The 18,106-nt window shown below is 68.2% G+C and carries 16 protein-coding genes; 9 read left to right on the top strand and 7 right to left on the bottom strand.

All coding sequences use genetic code 11. The features are described from left to right. Positions 1-245 precede the first annotated feature (245 nt). Positions 246-3,062 carry a glycoside hydrolase family 3 C-terminal domain-containing protein gene (locus QE395_RS07980; protein WP_306988384.1) on the bottom strand — a complete coding sequence of 939 codons (2,817 nt, stop codon included), beginning with the start codon at positions 3,060-3,062 and terminating at the stop codon, positions 246-248. A 361-nt stretch (positions 3,063-3,423) separates the two neighbouring features. Between QE395_RS07980 and QE395_RS07975 the strand changes: the two genes are divergently transcribed. Together QE395_RS07975 and QE395_RS07970 are read left to right on the top strand one after the other, a co-directional pair. Beyond that, positions 3,424-3,837, top strand: coding sequence for a type II toxin-antitoxin system MqsR family toxin (locus QE395_RS07975; RefSeq protein WP_306988382.1), 414 nt, complete (start codon positions 3,424-3,426; stop codon positions 3,835-3,837). A gap of 2 nt (positions 3,838-3,839) precedes the next feature. Continuing rightward, entirely contained in the window at positions 3,840-4,319 is a 480-nt protein-coding gene (locus QE395_RS07970) for a type II TA system antitoxin MqsA family protein (protein WP_306988380.1), read from the top strand. On the opposite strand, the gene QE395_RS07965 is transcribed toward QE395_RS07970, so the two are convergent. Then, positions 4,283-4,753, bottom strand: coding sequence for a helix-turn-helix domain-containing protein (locus QE395_RS07965; RefSeq protein WP_306988377.1), 471 nt, complete (start codon positions 4,751-4,753; stop codon positions 4,283-4,285). The genes QE395_RS07970 and QE395_RS07965 overlap by 37 nt on opposite strands. Positions 4,754-4,827: 74 nt before the next feature. Here QE395_RS07965 and QE395_RS07960 point away from each other — a divergent pair, with 74 nt between their 5' ends. From QE395_RS07960 to QE395_RS07935, 6 genes are all read left to right on the top strand, one after another. Next, positions 4,828-6,021 (top strand): MFS transporter, encoded by a 1,194-nt coding sequence (locus tag QE395_RS07960; RefSeq protein WP_306988375.1) that lies wholly within the window; start codon positions 4,828-4,830, stop codon positions 6,019-6,021. Positions 6,022-6,278: 257 nt separating this feature from the next. After that, on the top strand, positions 6,279-6,896 hold the full coding sequence (gene imuA, locus QE395_RS07955; protein WP_093535890.1) for a translesion DNA synthesis-associated protein ImuA: 618 nt from the start codon (positions 6,279-6,281) through the stop codon (positions 6,894-6,896). Between the two features lie 9 nt (positions 6,897-6,905). After that, positions 6,906-8,321 (top strand): DNA polymerase Y family protein, encoded by a 1,416-nt coding sequence (locus QE395_RS07950; protein WP_095362659.1) that lies wholly within the window; start codon positions 6,906-6,908, stop codon positions 8,319-8,321. Continuing rightward, positions 8,318-11,419 (top strand): error-prone DNA polymerase, encoded by a 3,102-nt coding sequence (locus tag QE395_RS07945; protein WP_095362660.1) that lies wholly within the window; start codon positions 8,318-8,320, stop codon positions 11,417-11,419. The genes QE395_RS07950 and QE395_RS07945 overlap by 4 nt, the downstream gene beginning before the upstream one ends. Before the next feature lie 106 nt (positions 11,420-11,525). After that, positions 11,526-12,032: a hypothetical protein gene (locus QE395_RS07940; protein WP_093535896.1), complete on the top strand. Its 507-nt coding sequence runs from the start codon at positions 11,526-11,528 to the stop codon at positions 12,030-12,032. A gap of 287 nt (positions 12,033-12,319) precedes the next feature. After that, positions 12,320-13,087, top strand: a complete 768-nt coding sequence (locus QE395_RS07935) for a YggS family pyridoxal phosphate-dependent enzyme (protein WP_306988370.1) — start codon at positions 12,320-12,322, stop codon at positions 13,085-13,087. Between the two features lie 3 nt (positions 13,088-13,090). On the opposite strand, the gene QE395_RS07930 is transcribed toward QE395_RS07935, so the two are convergent. Further along, positions 13,091-13,990, bottom strand: coding sequence for a LysR substrate-binding domain-containing protein (locus QE395_RS07930; protein WP_095362662.1), 900 nt, complete (start codon positions 13,988-13,990; stop codon positions 13,091-13,093). 98 nt (positions 13,991-14,088) lie between these two features. On the opposite strand from QE395_RS07930, the gene QE395_RS07925 reads away from it, so the two are divergent. Next, positions 14,089-14,274 carry a hypothetical protein gene (locus QE395_RS07925; RefSeq protein ID WP_306988366.1) on the top strand — a complete coding sequence of 62 codons (186 nt, stop codon included), beginning with the start codon at positions 14,089-14,091 and terminating at the stop codon, positions 14,272-14,274. 11 nt (positions 14,275-14,285) lie between these two features. On the opposite strand, the gene QE395_RS07920 is transcribed toward QE395_RS07925, so the two are convergent. The 4 genes from QE395_RS07920 to QE395_RS07905 form a co-directional block, all read right to left on the bottom strand. Continuing rightward, positions 14,286-16,463, bottom strand: coding sequence for a hypothetical protein (locus QE395_RS07920; RefSeq protein WP_306988364.1), 2,178 nt, complete (start codon positions 16,461-16,463; stop codon positions 14,286-14,288). An 84-nt stretch (positions 16,464-16,547) separates the two neighbouring features. Continuing rightward, the gene (locus QE395_RS07915; protein ID WP_068852588.1) at positions 16,548-16,952 is read right to left on the bottom strand and encodes a VOC family protein; all 405 of its coding nucleotides are present in this window, start codon (positions 16,950-16,952) and stop codon (positions 16,548-16,550) included. Between the two features lie 106 nt (positions 16,953-17,058). After that, positions 17,059-17,607, bottom strand: coding sequence for an outer membrane beta-barrel protein (locus QE395_RS07910; protein WP_095362665.1), 549 nt, complete (start codon positions 17,605-17,607; stop codon positions 17,059-17,061). Positions 17,608-17,695: 88 nt separating this feature from the next. Further along, positions 17,696-18,097 (bottom strand): RidA family protein, encoded by a 402-nt coding sequence (locus QE395_RS07905; protein ID WP_068852594.1) that lies wholly within the window; start codon positions 18,095-18,097, stop codon positions 17,696-17,698. Positions 18,098-18,106 lie beyond the last annotated feature (9 nt).

Raw genomic sequence — 18,106 nt, 5'->3', positions numbered from 1 at the left:
CGACCGTTGGTCGGCACCTGCCGCTGCTTTTGCTTTCGGCTACCGAACACCGGAATCCGTCTTGAGGTGGGCGGGTACCCCCATCCGGGACTGTCTAAAACATGGATGTTTTTGACAAGCCCCCATGGATGGGTTCACGGCGGGTCCCGGATGGGGGTACCCGCCCGCCTCAGCGCGCAGCAATCAAAACGCTGCCGTTCGCCGAAATGCGTGAGCGCAAAACGCGCCCACGCATCGCGCCGGCCTTACTTCACCACACCACCACTCAACACCATCGGCGAGCTCTGCAGCGGCTCATTGGCCGAGCGCGAAAGCTGCAGCTCGTAGCGGCCTTCCGCAATCTTCCACTGCTTGTCGCGCGTATCGAAACTGGCCATCGCCTTCGGTTCGGCCTCGATGCGGATCCGGCGCGATTCGCCCGGCTGCAGCGTGACCTTCTGGAACCCGATCAGGCGGATCGGCGTGGTGCTGCCTTCGGGCATCTTCAGGTACAGCTGCGCCACGTCCGCACCGGCCACCTTGCCGGTGTTGCGTACGTCCACCGTCGCCACCAGGCGCTGGCCCATCGCCGTGTAGGTCAGGTTGTCGTACTGGAACTGCGTGTACGAGAGCCCGTGGCCGAACGCGAACTGCGGCGTGAGACCCTTGGCCGCGAACCACTTGTAGCCGACGTTGGCGCCTTCGATGTTGTAATCGATGGTGTCGTCCGGCTTCTGCTTCGGATTGAAGCCCAGCCCGTTCACGTGCGGGCGAGGCAGCTGCGACGCGTCCACCGGCCACGTCACCGGCAGCCGGCCCGAGGGATTCACCTTGCCGGTCAGCAGCGCCGCAATGGCCTCACCGCCGCGGATGCCCGGGTACCACGCCTGCAGGATCGCCGGCACCTGCTGCAGCCACGGCAGCTCGACCGGACCGTTGGTTTCCAGCACCACCACCGTCTTCGGGTTGGCCTTGGCCACCCCGGCAATCAGCGTGTCCTGGTTGTCCGGCAGCTTCATGTGCGGCAGGTCCACCGACTCGGCCGACCACTGCGTCGCGAACACGATCGCCACGTCGGCTGCGGCGGCAGCGCGCGCGGCAGCCGCCACGTCACGGCCGTCCACGTACTCGATGGTCGCATCCGGGCGCTCGGCGCGCAGCGCCTCCAGCGGCGAGGACGGGTGGAAGATCACCGGGCCCGGCCAGGTGGTCGGCAGCACCCCCGGCACCGCATTGGTGCCACGCGCGGTCCAGCCCACCATCGACGAACCACCGCCCCCGATCACGCCCTTGTCGGCATGCCCGCCGATGATCACGATGCGCTGCACTTCCTTGCCCAGCGGCAGCACGTCGCCGGCGTTGCGCAGCAGTACGCTGCCCTCTTCCACCGTGCGCTGCGCGGCTGCAAAGCCCGCTTCATCGTCGATCGGCACATGCTGCGGCGGCAGGTCGAAATTGCCGTGCGCGAACATCGTGCGCAGGATCCGCGCCACCATGTCGTCCAAGCGCGCCTGCGGCACCGTGCCACCGGCCACGGCCAGCCGCAGCGGCGCATCGAAATACACCGCCTTGTCGAACACCTCGCCCGCCGACTGCTGGTCCAGGCCGGCCAGCGCCGCCTTCGAACCGCTGTGCACACCGCCCCAGTCGGACATCACGAAACCCGGGAACTTCCACTCCTGCTTGAGCACCTGGTTCATCAGGTAATCGTGCTCGCAGCCGTAGGTGCCGTTGATGCGGTTGTAGGAACACATCACCGAACCGGGCTTGCCTTCGTCCAGGGCGATTTCAAAGGCCAGCAGGTCCGATTCGCGCATCGCCTGTTCGCCGATTTCGGCACTGTGGAAGTTGCGCGAGGTTTCCATGTCGTTGAGCGCGAAATGCTTCATCGTCGAGATCACGTGCTGGCTCTGCACACCGCGGATCGACTCACCCACCAGGCGACCGGCCAGCACCGGGTCTTCGCCGGCGTATTCGAAATTGCGGCCATTGCGCGGGTCGCGCTGGAGGTTGACGCTGCCGGCCAGCAGGATGTTGAAGCGCTGCTGCCACGCTTCGCGGCCCATGGTGGCACCGCCGGTGAAGGCGATCTGCGGATTCCAGCTCGAGGCGGTGGACGGGCCCGAGGGCATCGCCGTGGCATGGTCGCCCTTGCGGATCCCGCCCGGGTTGGTCACGCCCACGCCGGCATCGGCCGACTGCTGGGACGGAATGCCCAGGCGCGGCACGCCCGGCACGAACCCGGCCGAACCGACCGCGCCGTCCGGCAGCGGCCCGCCATCCTTGCCCAGCCCGAAGTAGCTGTGCAGCATCTGGAACTTCTCGTCCACGGTCATCCGCGCCACCAGCAGCCTGGCGCGCGCATCCGCGCCCAGGCCGGTGTCCATCCACGGCGTGTCGCCGCCCACGGGGGCGTTGTAGCCCAGCGTCAGCAGCTGGCCGGCGATGCTCGCATCGGCATCCAGGCGCAGCTTGACCGGCTTGGTCGTGGCGGCATCGAAGCCGGCACTGTACCCGGCACCCTTGCCGATGGCGGCGAAACCCGCGGCGGTGGCGATGTCCGCATCGGTACCCAGCAGCACCGCCGGCGCACCCAGGCGCGAACTGTCCACCAGCGTCTTGACCGCCGCGCCATCGGCCTCGGCAGCGCGCGTGTACAGCGCCACCACGTGGCGGCCGTCGTTGAGGCGCAGGTAGTTCAGGCCCGGCGCTTCCACGCCCGATTCGGCTTCCACTGGCAGGCGTGAGAGCACGATGCTGCCGCGCTGTTCGGCCGCAGCCGGGTCGGCACTGACGAAGCGATAGGTGTAGCCCAGGTCGTCGGCCAATGCTGCAAGCGGGTCCGGTGCCTGCGCGCTTTCCATGCTGTCAGCCGGACGGATCACGTTGCCGATGGTCAGCGCATCCACGTCCAGCGCCTGCAGCTGTTCGGCCACCAGCTTGGCATCCAGGTACGTCGGTGCCTGGTCCAGGCGGAGCACGGTGAAGGCGTCGCCACCCACCGCCGGTGCGGCAAGGGCAGGGGCAGACAGCGACAGGGCGATGGCGGCCGTCAGGGCCAAGGGCTTTGTAATCGTTTTCATAAGCGGGCGAAACACCTTTGCTGACGCAGTAAATCCAGGGAGTCTTGCCGCAGAAGGGTGCAGCGCCGTCATGGCGGGATCCCGGCACGCAACTGCGCTCGGGATCGAACTACACGGGCACGCCAGCCACGATCAGGCCCCTCCGCCTGTCGCCACAGCCACCGCATCCGTCGGGTGCCGTCACCAGCACCCATCCGCTCAAGAGTCGTTCACCCTGTTCATTCGTGTCAACAGCGTGTTCAGCTTTGAGTTACGAGCGATGTGGCCTATCGAACAACCGAATTGGATAGAAACGTTTGCGTTGCAGTGATTGTGATTCAACCTCTAAGGTGTATATTCGTCCTGACCATGGAAGGAAGCGATGCGTACATCGCCCCCTCACACCCGGGCTGGTGCCACGCCACGCGGTGTCACCGTCCGCTCCGACGGCGTCTGGGAAAAGCAGGCGCCGGAGTACCCACTGATACAGGTCAAGCAGGTGGTGCGGCGCTTGGGAACCCAGGTTTTCGGATTCAAGGCAGTGGCGGGCATGGCCGCGATGCAGCTGGCCCCGCAGCAGGCAATCAAGGCAATCCTGGGCTTGGCCCCAGATCACTTCTTCAAGTCCATGACAGCCGAGAACGACGCAGCTCACACCCTTTGGCAGGACGTCTATCACGGCCCTACTGAAAACGGGTTGGCGTACATCAAATTCATGCTCTGGTTTCCACCTGTTGCTTCCAGCAACGCAATCGCCCCCACTCCCAAGCTCGTTGTTTCATTCAAGAAGCTATGACCATGACGACCGCACACGACTACCCCACCCTCGCCCCAGGTCAATGCCCTGCATGCGGCGCGGTGGGTTCACTGGTCGCTTTTGCCGGATCGCTGCCACTGGCCAGCGGCAATCGAACGATCGAAGTGCCCCATCTTATTGGTGAGCGCTGCGAGCGTTGCGAAGAGACGTTTCTGGATGACACCAGCCATGCGCGATATCTCGCGGCGGCCGATGAACTGGTGCACCAAGCCCGATTGGACGCGGGCGCGGAGCTGCGCCGCGTACGTCGTAAGCTGCGCTTGAGTCAGCATGAGGCAGCGGCCATCGCCGGCGGCGGCCCCAATGCGTTTTCCCGGTATGAAACGGGCAAGGCACAGCCGGTGGCAGCGGTGTTCAACCTGTTCCGCCTCTTGGATCGCCACCCCGACCTTCTTGGAGAAATCCTCGAGGCGGCCGCCAGCTTTCAGCCCCGGGGCAAGTCGCCGCTCAGGGGAACCTGATCCGGCTTGATTACTTCGGTCTCCGCAGCCGTCAGTGCCCTGCCCTCTGCATCGTGGGGCAGCAGCGGTGCCACGGCCTGCCCGGTGCTGATCACCTGCAGGTGCGAACGCGGTTCAGACGGGTCGAACAGGTGGCCCTCGCCCCATTGGCGCAGCGCCACCACCAGCGGGAACAGCGCCTGGCCTTGGGCGGTGAGTACGTAGTCGTGGTATCGGCTGCCATCGGCGGCGGCCTGCTGGATCAGCACACCGGCGTCCTGCAGGGCCTGCAGGCGCTGGCTGAGCATGCTGCGCGACATGCCCAGACCGCGCTGGAAATCGCTGAAGCGGCGGACGCCGTCGAAGGCGTCACGCACGATCAGCAGCGACCAGCGGTCGCCGATCCGGTCCAGCGCGCGGGCAACCGGGCAGGTGCGGTTGAGATCGTGGTGCATGGCGAGCCTCCTCGAGTGGTTTCATTTTAGAACCAAATGACACAGACTCAACTGGTTCTATTTTGAGACCAGTTATGTCCGCCACCACCCCACTCCCGCGCATCGCCCCTTCCCTGCTTCTGCTGTTCGCCTGCGCCGGCGGGCTCAGCGTGGCCAACGTCTACTACGCCCAGCCGCTGCTGGATGCCCTGTCGGCCGACCTGCACATCGGCGTGTCCTGGATCGGCGCGGTGATCGCCGCGACGCAGGTCGGGTCGGTGGCCGCCCTGCTGTGGCTGGTGCCGCTGGGCGACCGGGTCGAGCGACGGCGGCTGATGGCGCTGCAGACCGCTGCGCTGATGCTGGCGCTGCTCTGGGTTGCTGCCGCCGGTACGGCCATGGGCCTGCTGCTGGCCATGTTCGCGGTCGGCCTGCTGGGCACGGCGATGACCCAGGGGCTGATTGCCTACGCGGCCGCCGCCGCGCCGGCGCATGAGCGGGGCCGCGTGGTCGGTGCGGCGCAGGCCGGGGTGGTGATCGGGCTGCTGCTGGCGCGGCTGGTGGCGGGCGTGGTCGCCGACCTGGGCGGCTGGCGCACGGTGTACCTGTTCTCGGCGGGCGTGATGGGACTGACCGGGGTGCTGCTGTGGCGGTATCTGCCGCGTCTTGCGGTGCCAATCGCCTCGCCGCGGTTGTCACTGCTGGCCCTGCTGCGCCAGCAACCGGTGCTGCGCCGGCGGGGGCTGCTGGGGTTGTTGATGTTCACCGGGTTCGGGCTGTTCTGGAGCAGCATGGCGCTGCCGTTGAGCGCGCCGCCGTTCCGGCTTGGGCACACCGCGATCGGTGCATTCGCACTGGTGGGCCTGCTCGGCGCACTGGCCGCCGCACGCAGCGGGCACTGGAGCGACCGTGGGCATGCCGACCGGGTGACGCGGGGGGCCCTGCTGCTGTTGCTGCTGAGCTGGTGGCCGCTGTCGGCACTGCACGCCTCGCTGGGCTGGCTGGTGCTGGGCGTATTGCTGCTGGATCTGGCCGTGCAGGCCCTGCATGTGACCAACCAGAGCCTGATCCTGGCGGCGGCACCTACGCAGGCCCAGGCGCAGGTGATTGCGGGGTACATGCTGTTCTATGCGGCCGGGAGTGGCTTGGGCGCGTTGCTGGGAAGCGCGGTGTATGCGGCGCATGGGTGGGGGGCGGTGTGCTGGGTGGGGGCTGGGGTGTCGCTGTTGGCGTTGGGGATTTTTTTGCGGGGGTCATGGACGTCTGACGGGCGGCTTCGGCGGCGGTAAACGTCGGGAAATGTGCGGTGGGCTGATGTGAATTGGGCTTCGGACGCTTGGGCCGCGCTGCGCGCGGTGTCCGGCCAACGGCCGGGGCTACGAATTGTTACGGGGTCACCGACAGGGCGGTAAATTCATTAGCAATTTTGCTAATACCACGTAGCATGTCGGTCTCAACCCTTGACACCTGCCCTGCCTATCCTCGCCTCCATGTTCAGGTTTCCCGCCCATTTCTCCTTGTTCCAGCCCGCCAGGGAGGTGCGCTGATGGGCGCGGTGGTGGCCTTGGAACAGCTGCTGGAAAGCCGCCAGGTCTGGCGCGGGCAGCCGCGCGGGACGGCGCGGGAAGCCGCTGCCCACCCGACCGGGCACCCGGCGCTGGACAGCCGGCTGCCCGGCGGCGGCTGGCCGTCCTCGGCCCTGTCCGAGGTGCTGCTGGCCGCGCCCGGCCAGGGAGAGCTGGCGCTGGTCTGGCCGACCCTGGCCCGGCTCAGCCAGCTGCAGCAGACCGTAGTGCTGGTCGCCCCGCCGCACCTGCCGCATGCGCCAGCCTGGGCCGGCGCCGGGCTGGCCCTGGCCCAGTTGCAGGTAGTGCATGCCAGCCCGCGCGAAGCGCTGTGGGCGGCCGAACAATGCCTGCGCTCGGCCGCGTGTGCGGCGGTGCTGTGCTGGCCCGGGCACGCCGACGACCGCGCCCTGCGCCGGCTGCAGGTGGCCGCCGAAACCGGCCAGTGCCTGGGCTTTGCGTTCCGCGACAGCCGGCTGGCCCGCAACCCCTCCCCCGCCCCGTTGCGCCTGCAGCTCGATGCCGGCCAGGTGCGGGTGCTCAAATGCCGCGGCGGCATGGCACCGGCGCAGCCGTTGCCGCTGGCCCTGGCCCATTGAGGCGCCGCCATGCAGTGGGCCTGCCTGTTGCTGCCTCAATTGGCGCTGGACGCGGCCCTGCGCCAGCAGCCCGATCCGCGCGCGCCGCTGGTGCTGGTCACCGGCCCGGCCCAGCGGCGGGTGCTGCATGCGGTCAGCCCGGCGGCGCGCCAGCTTGGCCTGCGCCGCGGCATGCTGCTGTCGGCCGCGCAGGTGCTGACCCGCGACATGCTCACGGTGGACTACGACCCGCGCGCCGAACAGGGCACCCGCCAGCTGCTGGCCAGCTGGCTGTACGGCATCAGCTCGCAGGTGAGCCTGGCCTTCCCGCATGCGCTGGCGCTGGAAATCGGCGCCAGCCGTGCCCTGTTCGGTGACTGGCCGGCAATCGAACAGCGCCTGCGCGAGGGCTTGAAGGAACTCGGCTTCCGCCATCGGCTGGTAGCGGCACCCAACCCGCACGCCGCCTGGGTACTCACCGGCGTGCATGCCCGCTTGGGCGTGGATGCGACCGCGCTGGAACCTGCACTGGCGCAGATCCCGATCGACCGCAGCGGCCTGCCGGCCGAGGCCGTCACGGTACTGGCGCGCTCCGGCCTGCGCACGCTGGGCGCGGCCTTCGCGCTGCCCCGCGAAAGCCTGGCCCGGCGTTTCCCGGCCCAGGTGCTGGCCCACCTGGATGCGCTGCGCGGTATCGGCAGCGCACCGCTGCAGTACTTCCGGCCGCCGGACCGGTTCGATGCGCGAATCGAGTTCGAGTATGAAATCGAATCCACCCAGGCCCTGCTGTTCCCGTTGCGCCGCCTTACCGCCGACCTGGCCGCCTTCCTGTGTTCGCGCGATGGCGGCGCGCAGCAGTTCGACCTGTGGTTCGAACACGAGCGCCACCCCGATACCCGGCTCACCGTAGGGTTGCTCGCTCCCGAACGCGATGCGGCCATGCTGTTCGAACTGGCGCGCAACCGCGTCGACCACCTGCGCCTGCCCGCCGGCAGCCGTGGGCTGCGCCTGCAGGCCGAACACCTGCCGCCGTTCGTGCCGGCCGCGCGCGACCTGTTCGACCCGCGCCCGCAGCAGGCCATGCCGTGGGAACAGCTGCGCGAACGCCTGCGCGCGCGGCTGGGCGACGATGCCGTGCAGGGCGTGGGGCTGCGCGCCGAACACCGCCCCGAACGCGCCAGCGGCACCGCCGCACAGGCCATCAAGGGGCCGCCCCCCACCCTGCCGCTGCGCCCGGGCTGGCTGCTGGCCACGCCGCAGCCACTGTACGACCCGGACCTGCGCATCCTCTCCGGGCCGGAGCGGATTGAATCGGGCTGGTGGGACGAAGGCGATGTGCGCCGCGACTACTACGTGGTGGAAACGGCGCTGGGCCAGCGCGCCTGGGCCTACACCGCCGCCGGCGCGCGGCATGGGCCGTTCATGCTGCACGGCTGGTTCGCATGAGCACCGCCCTGCCCGGCTACGCCGAACTGCATTGCCTGTCGGCCTTCAGTTTCCAGCGCGGCGCCTCCATTGCCGAGGAGCTGTTCGCGCGTGCGAAGGAACAGGGCTACCAGGCCCTGGCGATCACCGACGAATGTTCGCTGGCCGGCATCGTGCGCGCCTGGCAGGCGGCGAAGAAGCACGCGCTGGCGCTGATCACCGGCGCGGAATTCCAGATCGAGGACGGGCCCAAGGTGGTGCTGCTGTGCACCGACCAGGCCGCCTATGCCGGGCTGTGCCAGCTGATCACCACCTGCCGCCGGCGTGCGCCGAAGGGCGAATACCGCTGCCTGCGCGAGGACTTCGATGCCCTGCCCGACAGCCTGCTGTGCCTGTGGCCGGCGCGTTCGCCCAGTGCCGAAGAGGCGGCCTGGCTGCATGCGCGCTTCGCGCACCGCGTGTGGCTGGCGGTGGAACTGCACCGCGACGCCGACGACGTGGCGCGGCTGGAAGCGCTGCTGGAATTCGGCTACGCCCACGACCTGCCGCTGTTGGCCAGCGGCGATGTGCACATGCACGTGCGCCGCCGCCGTGCGCTGCAGGACACCCTCACCGCGATCCGCCAGCACTGCACCATCGCCGATGCCGGCTGGCACCTGTTTCCCAATGGCGAACGCCACCTGCGCACCCGCCAGGCGCTGGCCGCGCTGTACCCGCCCGAGCTGCTGGAGGAAACCCTGCGCGTGGCCGAGCTTTGTCGGTTCGACCTGGCGCAGCTGCAGTACACCTACCCGCGCGAGCTGGTGCCCGACGGCCACGACCCGGCCAGCTGGCTGCGCACCCTGGTCGAAGAGGGCATGCGCTGGCGCTGGCCCGGCGGCGCCAGCGAGGCGCAGCGCGGGCAGATCGAACACGAGCTGCGGCTGATCCACCTCAAGCAGTACGAGTCGTACTTCCTCACCGTGCACGACATCGTGCGCTTTGCCCGCAGCCAGCAGATCCTGTGCCAGGGCCGTGGCTCGGCGGCCAATTCGTCGGTGTGCTTCGTGCTGGGCGTGACCGAGATCGATCCCAGCCACATGGAACTGCTGTTCGAGCGCTTCATTTCCGAAGAACGCGACGAACCGCCGGACATCGACATCGATTTCGAACACGAACGGCGCGAGGAAGTGCTGCAGTATGTGTTCAACCGCTACGGCCGCGAACGTGCCGCGCTCACCGCCGTGGCGATCAGCTACCGTGGCCGCAGCGCGGTGCGCGACGTGGCCCGCGTGCTCGGCCTGCCGCCGGACCAAGTCAACGAACTGGCCGCCTGCCTGGACCGCTGGAGCAGCCACGAGCCACTGCCCGAGGCCCTGCGCGAACGCGGCTTCGACCCGGACACGCCGTTGATGCAGCGGGTGGTGGCGCTCACCGCCGAACTGGTGGACTTCCCACGCCACCTGTCCCAGCACCCGGGCGGCTTCGTGATTTCCGAGCACCCGCTGTCCACCCTGGTGCCGGTGGAGAACGCGGCCATGGCCGACCGCACCGTGATCCAGTGGGACAAGGACGACCTGGATGCCACCGGGCTGATGAAGGTCGACTGCCTGGCGCTGGGCATGCTCACCGCCGTGCGCAAATGCCTGGCCATGCTGCACGCGCATGGCGAGCCGGCGATGGGCATGGCCGACATCCCGGCCGGCGATACCGCCACCTACGACATGATCTGCCGCGCCGATACGCTGGGCGTGTTCCAGATCGAATCGCGCGCGCAGATGGCGATGCTGCCGCGCATGCAGCCGCGCTGCTTCTACGACCTGGTGATTGAAGTGGCGATCGTGCGGCCCGGCCCGATCCAGGGCGACATGGTCCATCCCTACCTCAACCGCCGCAAGCGGCTCAAGGAAGAAGGGATCGAAGAAGTCGACTACCCGCCGGCACTGGAGAAAGTGTTCAAGCGCACCCTGGGCGTGCCGCTGTTCCAGGAACAGGTGATGCAGCTGGCAGTGGCCGCCGCCGGCTTCACCCCGGGCGAGGCCGACGCGCTGCGCCGTTCGATGGCCGCCTGGAAGCGCCACGGCGGGCTGGAACCGCACCGCGACAAGCTGCTGGCCGGCATGGCAAAGAACAACTACAGCCGCGACTACGGCGAGCGCCTGTTCGAGCAGATCAAGGGCTTCGGCAGCTATGGCTTCCCGGAAAGCCACGCGGCCAGCTTCGCGCTGATCACCTACGTCAGCTGCTGGCTCAAATGCCACCACCCCGCCGCGTTTGCCGCCAGCCTGGTCAACAGCCAGCCGCTGGGCTTCTACACCCCCGACCAGATCCTGCAGGATGCGCGCCGGCACGGCGTGCCGGTGCTGCCGGTGGACGTGCGCCACAGCGACTGGAACTGCACGCTGGTGCCGGCCACGCAGGCCGATGCCCTGCCCGGCATCCGGCTCGGCCTGCGCATGATCGATGGCTTCAGCGAAGCGGTGGCCGAGGAAGTGATGCAGGCACGTACGCGACATGCCTTCGACAGCGTGGCCGACCTCAGCCAGCGGGCCCGGCTGGACCGCCGCCACCAGGGGCTGCTGGCCGACGCCGGCGCGCTGAAGGGGCTGAGCGGGCACCGCCACCGCGCGCGCTGGGATGTCTCGGGGGTGGAAAAGCCGTTGCCGCTGTTCGAGAACGTCCGCGCCACCGCCGACGCGGCCGTGGCCTTGCCGGCGCCGAGTGCGTTCGAGGACATGCAGGCCGATTACAACAGCACCGGCACCACCCTGGGCCAGCACATGGTGTCGTTCCTGCGCGACGAGCTGCGCGCACGGCGTTGCCAGCGATCCGATGAACTGGCGCAGCTGCCGCACGGGCGCAGCGTGCGTTTCGCCGGCCTGGTACGCATGCGCCAGCGCCCGCAGACCGCCAGCGGGGTGACCTTCCTCACCCTGGAAGACGAAAGCGGCATGGTCAACGCAGTGGTCTGGCGCAGGACCGCCGACCGCCAGCACCGGGTGCTGGTGGAGGCGCAGCTGATGCAGATCGATGGCCGGCTGGAGCGGGTGGATGGCGTGCAGCACCTGATCGTGCAGCGCATGCACAACCTCGATGCGCTGATCGAGGGGGTGCGTACCCACAGCCGCGACTTCCATTGATTGCTGTGACCGGTTTCACGCTGACGCTAGATACAGACTTTTCCGACTGGTGCGGCCATCACGGCTTCGGCTATCGTCGCTGCCATCCAAGGATCCGGAACCTGCCATGTCGCGCGTACTCACCCTCACCACACTGGCAGTGTCCAGCCTTGCCCTGCTGGTCTCGGGGTACACCGCCGTGCAGCTGCACCGCAGCCAGTCCGCCGAGCGGGTGATCACCGCCCGCGGGCTGGTCATCCAGGACGGCAGCGGCCAGGCGCGGGTGATCCTGGGCGCGCCGCTGCCCGATCCGCTCAGCAAGGGCGTGTCGCAGGGCCCGCGCGCCTCGCCGCTGTCGGGCGTGGTGCTGCTTGGTGCCGACGGGTCCGAACGGGGCAGTTATGGCACTGCCGATGTCGGCGATGAGGCCTCGCTCACGCTGGATGATGCCAAGGGCACCACCGAAGTGTTCAAGATCACCGCGAACCCGGATCGTGGCGCCACCCTGGTGATCAAGCACCAGAACAGCACCGGCGCCATGCTCACCTCCTGGCAGGGCAAGCCGGAGCTGATCTTCCTCAACGACAACGGGCAGTCGCATTACATCCGTCCGGGTACCACTGCCGCGCCCTGATCGACGCCTGACGGTGGGCTTCGGAAGGTGTAAACGCCGGCGTACCGGCCGTCATCGTTGCGGGACCGTCTCCGGACGCTTGGGCCGCGCTACGCGCGGTGTCCGGCCAACGGCCGGGGCTACGAACCGTTACGGGCCCATTGAGATCGGGATCAACCGCAGGCTTCGGATACCGGTAGCGCCGGCCGTTGGCCGGCCCACGCAGGCGCCGATGGGCCACGAAATGTTACCGACCCATTTCGTTTGCCCGTGCGAAAATTCGTGCCTCGCCGGTTCCGGAACACGTCATGTCCATCGTCGCACCCACCTGGCCGCAGGCTGCCACCGTCGAAGATTTCCGCCGCAACCTGGACGCGGTGCACGCACGCATTGCCGCTGCCTGCGCCCGTGCCGGGCGCGATCCGGCCACGGTGCGGCTGCTGCCGGTGAGCAAGACCGTGGACGAAGCGCGGCTGCGACTGGCGGTGCAGGCCGGCTGCGATACGCTGGGCGAAAACAAGGTGCAGGAAGCCAAGGGCAAGGCCGAAGCCATGGCCGACCTGGGCATCCGCTGGTCGCTGATCGGCCACCTGCAGACCAACAAGGCGCGGGATGTGGCCCGCTTCGCCAGCGAATTCCAGGCGCTGGACAGCCTGCGCGTGGCCCAGGCGCTGGACCAGCGGCTGGCGCAGGAAGGCCGCACGCTGGATGTGTTCGTGCAGGTCAACACCTCGGGCGAAGCCAGCAAGTACGGATTGGACCCGATCGAGGTGGCCGACTTCGTACAGCAGCTGCCCGCCTTCCCCCAGCTGCGCGTGCGCGGCTTGATGACTCTGGCGCTGTTCTCGGCCGATCCCGAACAGGTGCGCCCGTGTTTCGTGCGCCTGCGCGACCTGCGCGAGCGCCTGCGTCCGACCCTGCCGGTGGGGGTCAGCCTGGATGAACTGTCGATGGGCATGTCCGGCGATTTCGAGATCGCCATCGAAGAAGGCGCCACGGTGGTACGCGTAGGCCAGGCGATTTTCGGCGCGCGCAGCACCCCCGACAGCCACTATTGGCCAACCCCTGCGGGTTGATCGTTACCCCACCAACGCCTCCATATGCCGCGCATGCTCCGCAGCCTGCGTGTGCAGCCACTCCCGAAACGCCAGGAACCCCCGGTGCGTGGACGACCGTGGCGGATATACCAGCCAATGCGACCAGCGCGTCTTCAACCGGTGCGGTGACAAGGCAATCAACTGCCCCGAATCCAGCAGCAACCGCGCCCGCGTCACCCGCCCCAGCGCGACCCCAAAGCCATCCAGCGCGGCACGATGGTGCGATTCGGAGTCATTGAGCATGGCCACATAGCGCGACGGCGCAACCTCGCCGACCGAGGCGAACCAGCGCTGCCACTCGCCATCCGGGTCCCCCAGCAGCGGCCACTGCGAGAGCGGCAGCGCGCCCAGCCCGCCCATGCGCTCGACCAGTGACGGGCTGGCCATCGGCATCAGCCACTCATCGAACAGCGGCTCCACATGCAGGCCGCTCCACTGCCCGGCACCCACCCGCAACGCAGCATCACACTGCAGCTGCCGCTCGAAATCGGTGAGCCGCTCGCTGGATTCCAGGTTGAATTCAATCTCCGGGTGGCAGGCCACGAACGAGCCCAGCCGTGGCACCAGCCAGTTGGAGGCCATCGATGGCAACGCACTGACCGACAGCACGCGGTCGTGGCGCGCGCCAAACGGCTGCAGCGCCTGCGCGATCGCATCCAGGTGTGGGCCCACCTGTTCCAGCAACCGCTGCCCTTCGGGCGTCACCCGCACCCCGCGTGCCTGGCGCTGCAGCAACGCATACCCCAGGCGCTCCTCCAGCTGCCGCATCTGGTGGCTGAGCGCGCTGACGGTCAGGTTCAGCGAATCGGCCGCGCGGGTCAGGTTGCCCAGGCGTGCGGCGGTAACGAAATTCTGCAGCGGCTGGAGCGGGATACGGGACATGGCGACTTGAATCCAGTTCAAGAAAGACTTGCGAAAGGATCGCTTTTGCGTCGCCCATCCTGCCCCTATCGTGAGTCCTACTCAAGTGGAGGACGCACATGAACATCTACAGCGGATTGTTGTTCCTGCAAGGGCATATCGCCGATGCGGGGTTGGCGCGGGCGCTGGCGGAGCCGGAAAAGGTGCCCGCCGGTGACGCAGCACGGGCGGTGGCGGGGACAGCCACGCAGGGCGTGGCTCTACCGGCCCGGGCTGCCTGCGACGTTGGTGCCGCGCGGCGTTGAGACTTCGTGGCTTACGGGGCCGGCTTGGCCTCGGGCAGCACCCGGGGGCGGCTGTCGTACCAGTCGCGCGCCCCGGACAGGTGCCAGGTGCGCTTGCCGCCGTCCAGTTCGATGCCGGCCCCGAGCAGGCCCCAGCGCAGGTACAGGTCGCCACGGCGCTGCGCCTGCTCCATGTCCAGCCGGGCGCGCAGCGACAGCCGCGCGTTTTCGGCCTGCAGGTCGTCCACCGCCAGGTGCTCGCGGCGCCAGCGCAGCTGGCCGCTGGCCTGCACTTCACCCGAATCGAGCAGGCCCAGCACCCAGCGCGGGTACTGGCTGCGCTCGGCATAGATGCCCAGCAGCGGACCGGCATCACGCAGACGCAGGTCGGCACGTGCGTCCACCTGGAACGGTGCCTCTGACTGGATATGCCCGCTGCGCAGGTCGACCTCGCCCCACCAGCCGCCCTTGGCGGCATCGCCGTCCACCTGCACGTTGCGCAGGCTGAGCGTGGTGCCGCCCAGGTCGAACTGGCCAGCGTCGAAGTCGGCACGCTGCAGCCTTGCCTTGACCTGGGCATCGCCACGCAGCGACAGGCCTGCGGCCTGCATGCGCGCACCGGTGCCGCGCAGGTCCGCGCGCCCCTGCCCGACCCGGCCGGCAGCATCCAGCGTCACGTCGCCGCTCAGCAGTGCGGTCCCCCCGAGCAGACGCACGTTGTCGTTGCCCACGTAGCGGTTGTAGGCGCTCAGGTCAGGCACGCGCGCGTCGTTGAAGCGCAGCTGCGCGCGCATGCCGTCGCGCAGCTGCTGCAGCCGTGCATCGCCGCGCAGGGTCAACGCCAGCGCCTTGCCATCGAACAACACCGCCTTGGGCGCATCGGACGGCGCCGCGCGGAACGTGGGAATATCGACCTTCAATTCCGCCTGCGGCGGCGCACCGTTGACGATGCGTCCCAGCGCATGCGCATCGCCCTGCATGCGCACGCCCGCCACCTCGGCAATGGCGGCCACCTGCGGCACCTCCAGGGTGCTGCCCGGCGCCAACTGGCCATCGGCAATGCGCAGGTCACCCTGCAGCAGCCCGCCACCTTCCAGCTTGAACCACGGCTTGCGCACGAACAGATCGGCAATCCAGTTCAACGACTCGAACCGCCACGCGCCACGTACCTGCCCGGACAGCCGCGGCAACAGTTCGGCCGGCGCCTCGAACGGAATCTTCCGGCCGGTGACGCGCAGGTCCGCGTGCAGTTCGCTGCCGGTTTCCGGGTCGCGCGGCAGGCGTGCCTGCACGCGCATGTCCTGGGCCACGTCCAGCTGCAGCGACAACAAGCCGCGATCCGGTGCATGCACGCCGGCATGCACCGGCACCCGCCACACCACCCGGCTGCCGGGTTGCAGCAGGCCGCGGTCCATCACCACATCGGCCGTGAGCCGTGCCTCGGCCGGTACGCTGCCGACCTTGACGTGTGGCCCGGCCGTGTCGATCTTGATCGCCTGGCTGCGCCCATCCACCTGCAGCTGCGCGAAGGTGATGCCGAACTTGCGCAGGCCCGGGGCTTCATCCCGGTAGTGGCGCGGGTAATGGAAGCGCGCGGCCAGATGCGCCTCGTCAAGCAGCTTGACCCCGTCGTAGGTGATCGTGGCCTGCTCGAAGCCAGCAGTGGAATCGAACAGTTCGGACGGCCCGCCCTTGACCTGCTTCTGGAAGCCCACCGTGCCATGGCCCTGCCCGGCAATCAGCAGCTTTCCGAAGCGGCCGCTGCGGATGCTGTCGCTGTGGATCGCATCCAGCCGGATGTTCCAGCCGCGATCACCACGCGGCGGCGGCGGGATCGCCTTTTCCACCCGTTGGATGTCCGCTTCCACGCCGGTGGCGTTGATGCCTGGAATGCGGACTTCGCGCTTGAACAGGTGCACCAGCGAGATCCACGCGCTCGCACGGTCGGCACGGAAGATGTAGACGGTATGGTTGGCCTGGCCGCGGATGCGCACGTTCCAGACAACCGCGTGCCCGGGCAGCAGCGTCAGCGCCGGCCCGGTCTGCAGCCTGAATTTTTCAGGTTTGCGGTTGGTGACCGCATCGAACAACGGCGTGTTGAGGAACACGTTGCCGGCAACAAGGTACAGCGCATACAGCGCCAGCAAGGTAAGCAACGCCACGCGCCATGGCCGGGGCCAGCGCCGGACGCGCTCGGGAATCAGGGGCATGGAGTTCTGCGACGAAGCGGAGTGACGCGGCCACTATCGACAACCGGGCGACGGAGTCGTGTGAAGAAGCGCCCCCGATGCCGCTCAACCGGCCCGCCGCTCCGGGTCCCACGCCATCGGCTGCCACAACTCCAGCTTGTTCCCCTCCGGATCCAGTATCCAGGCGAACGAACCGTTCTCATGCGTCTCCGGCCCGCTGACGATGGTCACGCCAGCCTCGCGCAGGTTCGCCAGCAGCCCCTCCAGGTCATCCACCCGGTAATTGATCATGAAAGGCGCATCGCTGGGACTGAACCACTGGCTGTCAGGCTCGGCCAGCGCCCACACGGTCAACCCGCCGTCATTGGCCTTGTCGTCGGGCCAGCGCAGCACCGCGCCACCAAACTCCTCCAGCGTCATGCCCAGGTGCTGCCGGTACCACTCGGCCAGCGCCGCGCGGTCGCCACGGCTCTTGAAGAACACCCCACCGATTCCGGTCACCTTTGCCATCGCAGTCTCCCTGGGTCCGTGCTGATCCTATGCCCTTGCCCGCGCAAAAGAAAACGGCAGGCCGTTGCACCGGCCTGCCGTTGTCCTGTCACCGCAAGCGGTGGGATCAGAAGCGGAACTCGCCACCCAGGCTGATCGTATCCACGTCGACGTCCACGCCGCTGAAATCGCCTTGGCGGCGGTCGTAGTTCAGGCTCAGCCCCCAGCGGCGGTTGAAGTCGTAACCGACATTGACGCCGTAGTACGGCTTGGTCGAGCTTTCGTCATCCACCACGTCGAAGGTGTCTTCGCGCACCTGCGCGGTCAGCCGCGCGATGCCGGCGCGTGCGCCGATGAAGAAGCCGGTATCGTCGGCGCCGAAGTTCTTCTTGACCACCAGGCCAGCACCGATCGAGACCAGGTCCAGCTCCTGGTCGTAGCCCAGGTCCTTGTTGTACAGCGAACCGACATGGCCTTCGACGCCGATGTTCGGGGTGAACCAGTAGCCGCCGCCGACCGAGGCGGAGGTGTCCGACTCGCTGCCACGGAAACCGTCGTAACGCACTTCGGTATCGCTGCTGCCCAGCTCGGCGCGCACGAATGCGTGGCCGGCCATGGCATCGGTCGACAGGGTGGCCAGCGCGATGGCGGCGGCCAGGGTGACGAACTTCTTCATTCAGGTCCTTCCAAAAGGTGGTTTGCCCATCTGGGCGGCGCCACTCTGCCTCCTGTTCATGTTTGTGTCAATTCCGTTAAGAGAACCCTCAGGCGCGGGCCTCTGGCAACTTGGCCACCACCTTGAACTCCACGTCGAACCCGCTGAGCCAGGTGACCCCGACCGCGGTCAGGGTCGGGTGCGGCGCCTGGCCCCAGTACTCGGGCACGATCGCCCAGACCCGCTCCAGGATCCGGTCCGGGTCGATCATGAAAACGGTCACGTCGACCACATCGTCGAACGTGCAGCCGGCGGCCGCCAGCACCGCGTTGAGGTTCTCGAACAGCTTGTGCACCTGCGCTTCCAGGCCCGGTTCGGGCGAACCGTCCTCGCGGCTGCCGACCTGGCCGGAGACAAACAGGAAGCCGTTGGACCGCACCGCCGGCGAATAGCGGTAGCGGGCATACAGATCCTGCCGGCCAGAGGGGAACACGACGTCGCGACTTGCCATTGCAGACTC

The organism is Stenotrophomonas sp. SORGH_AS_0282 (assembly GCF_030818125.1).
GTDB classification, from domain to species: Bacteria; Pseudomonadota; Gammaproteobacteria; order Xanthomonadales; family Xanthomonadaceae; genus Stenotrophomonas; species Stenotrophomonas rhizophila_A.
The sequence above is the reverse complement of the archived record's forward strand: the minus strand, read 5'-3'. Positions and strand labels throughout refer to the sequence as shown.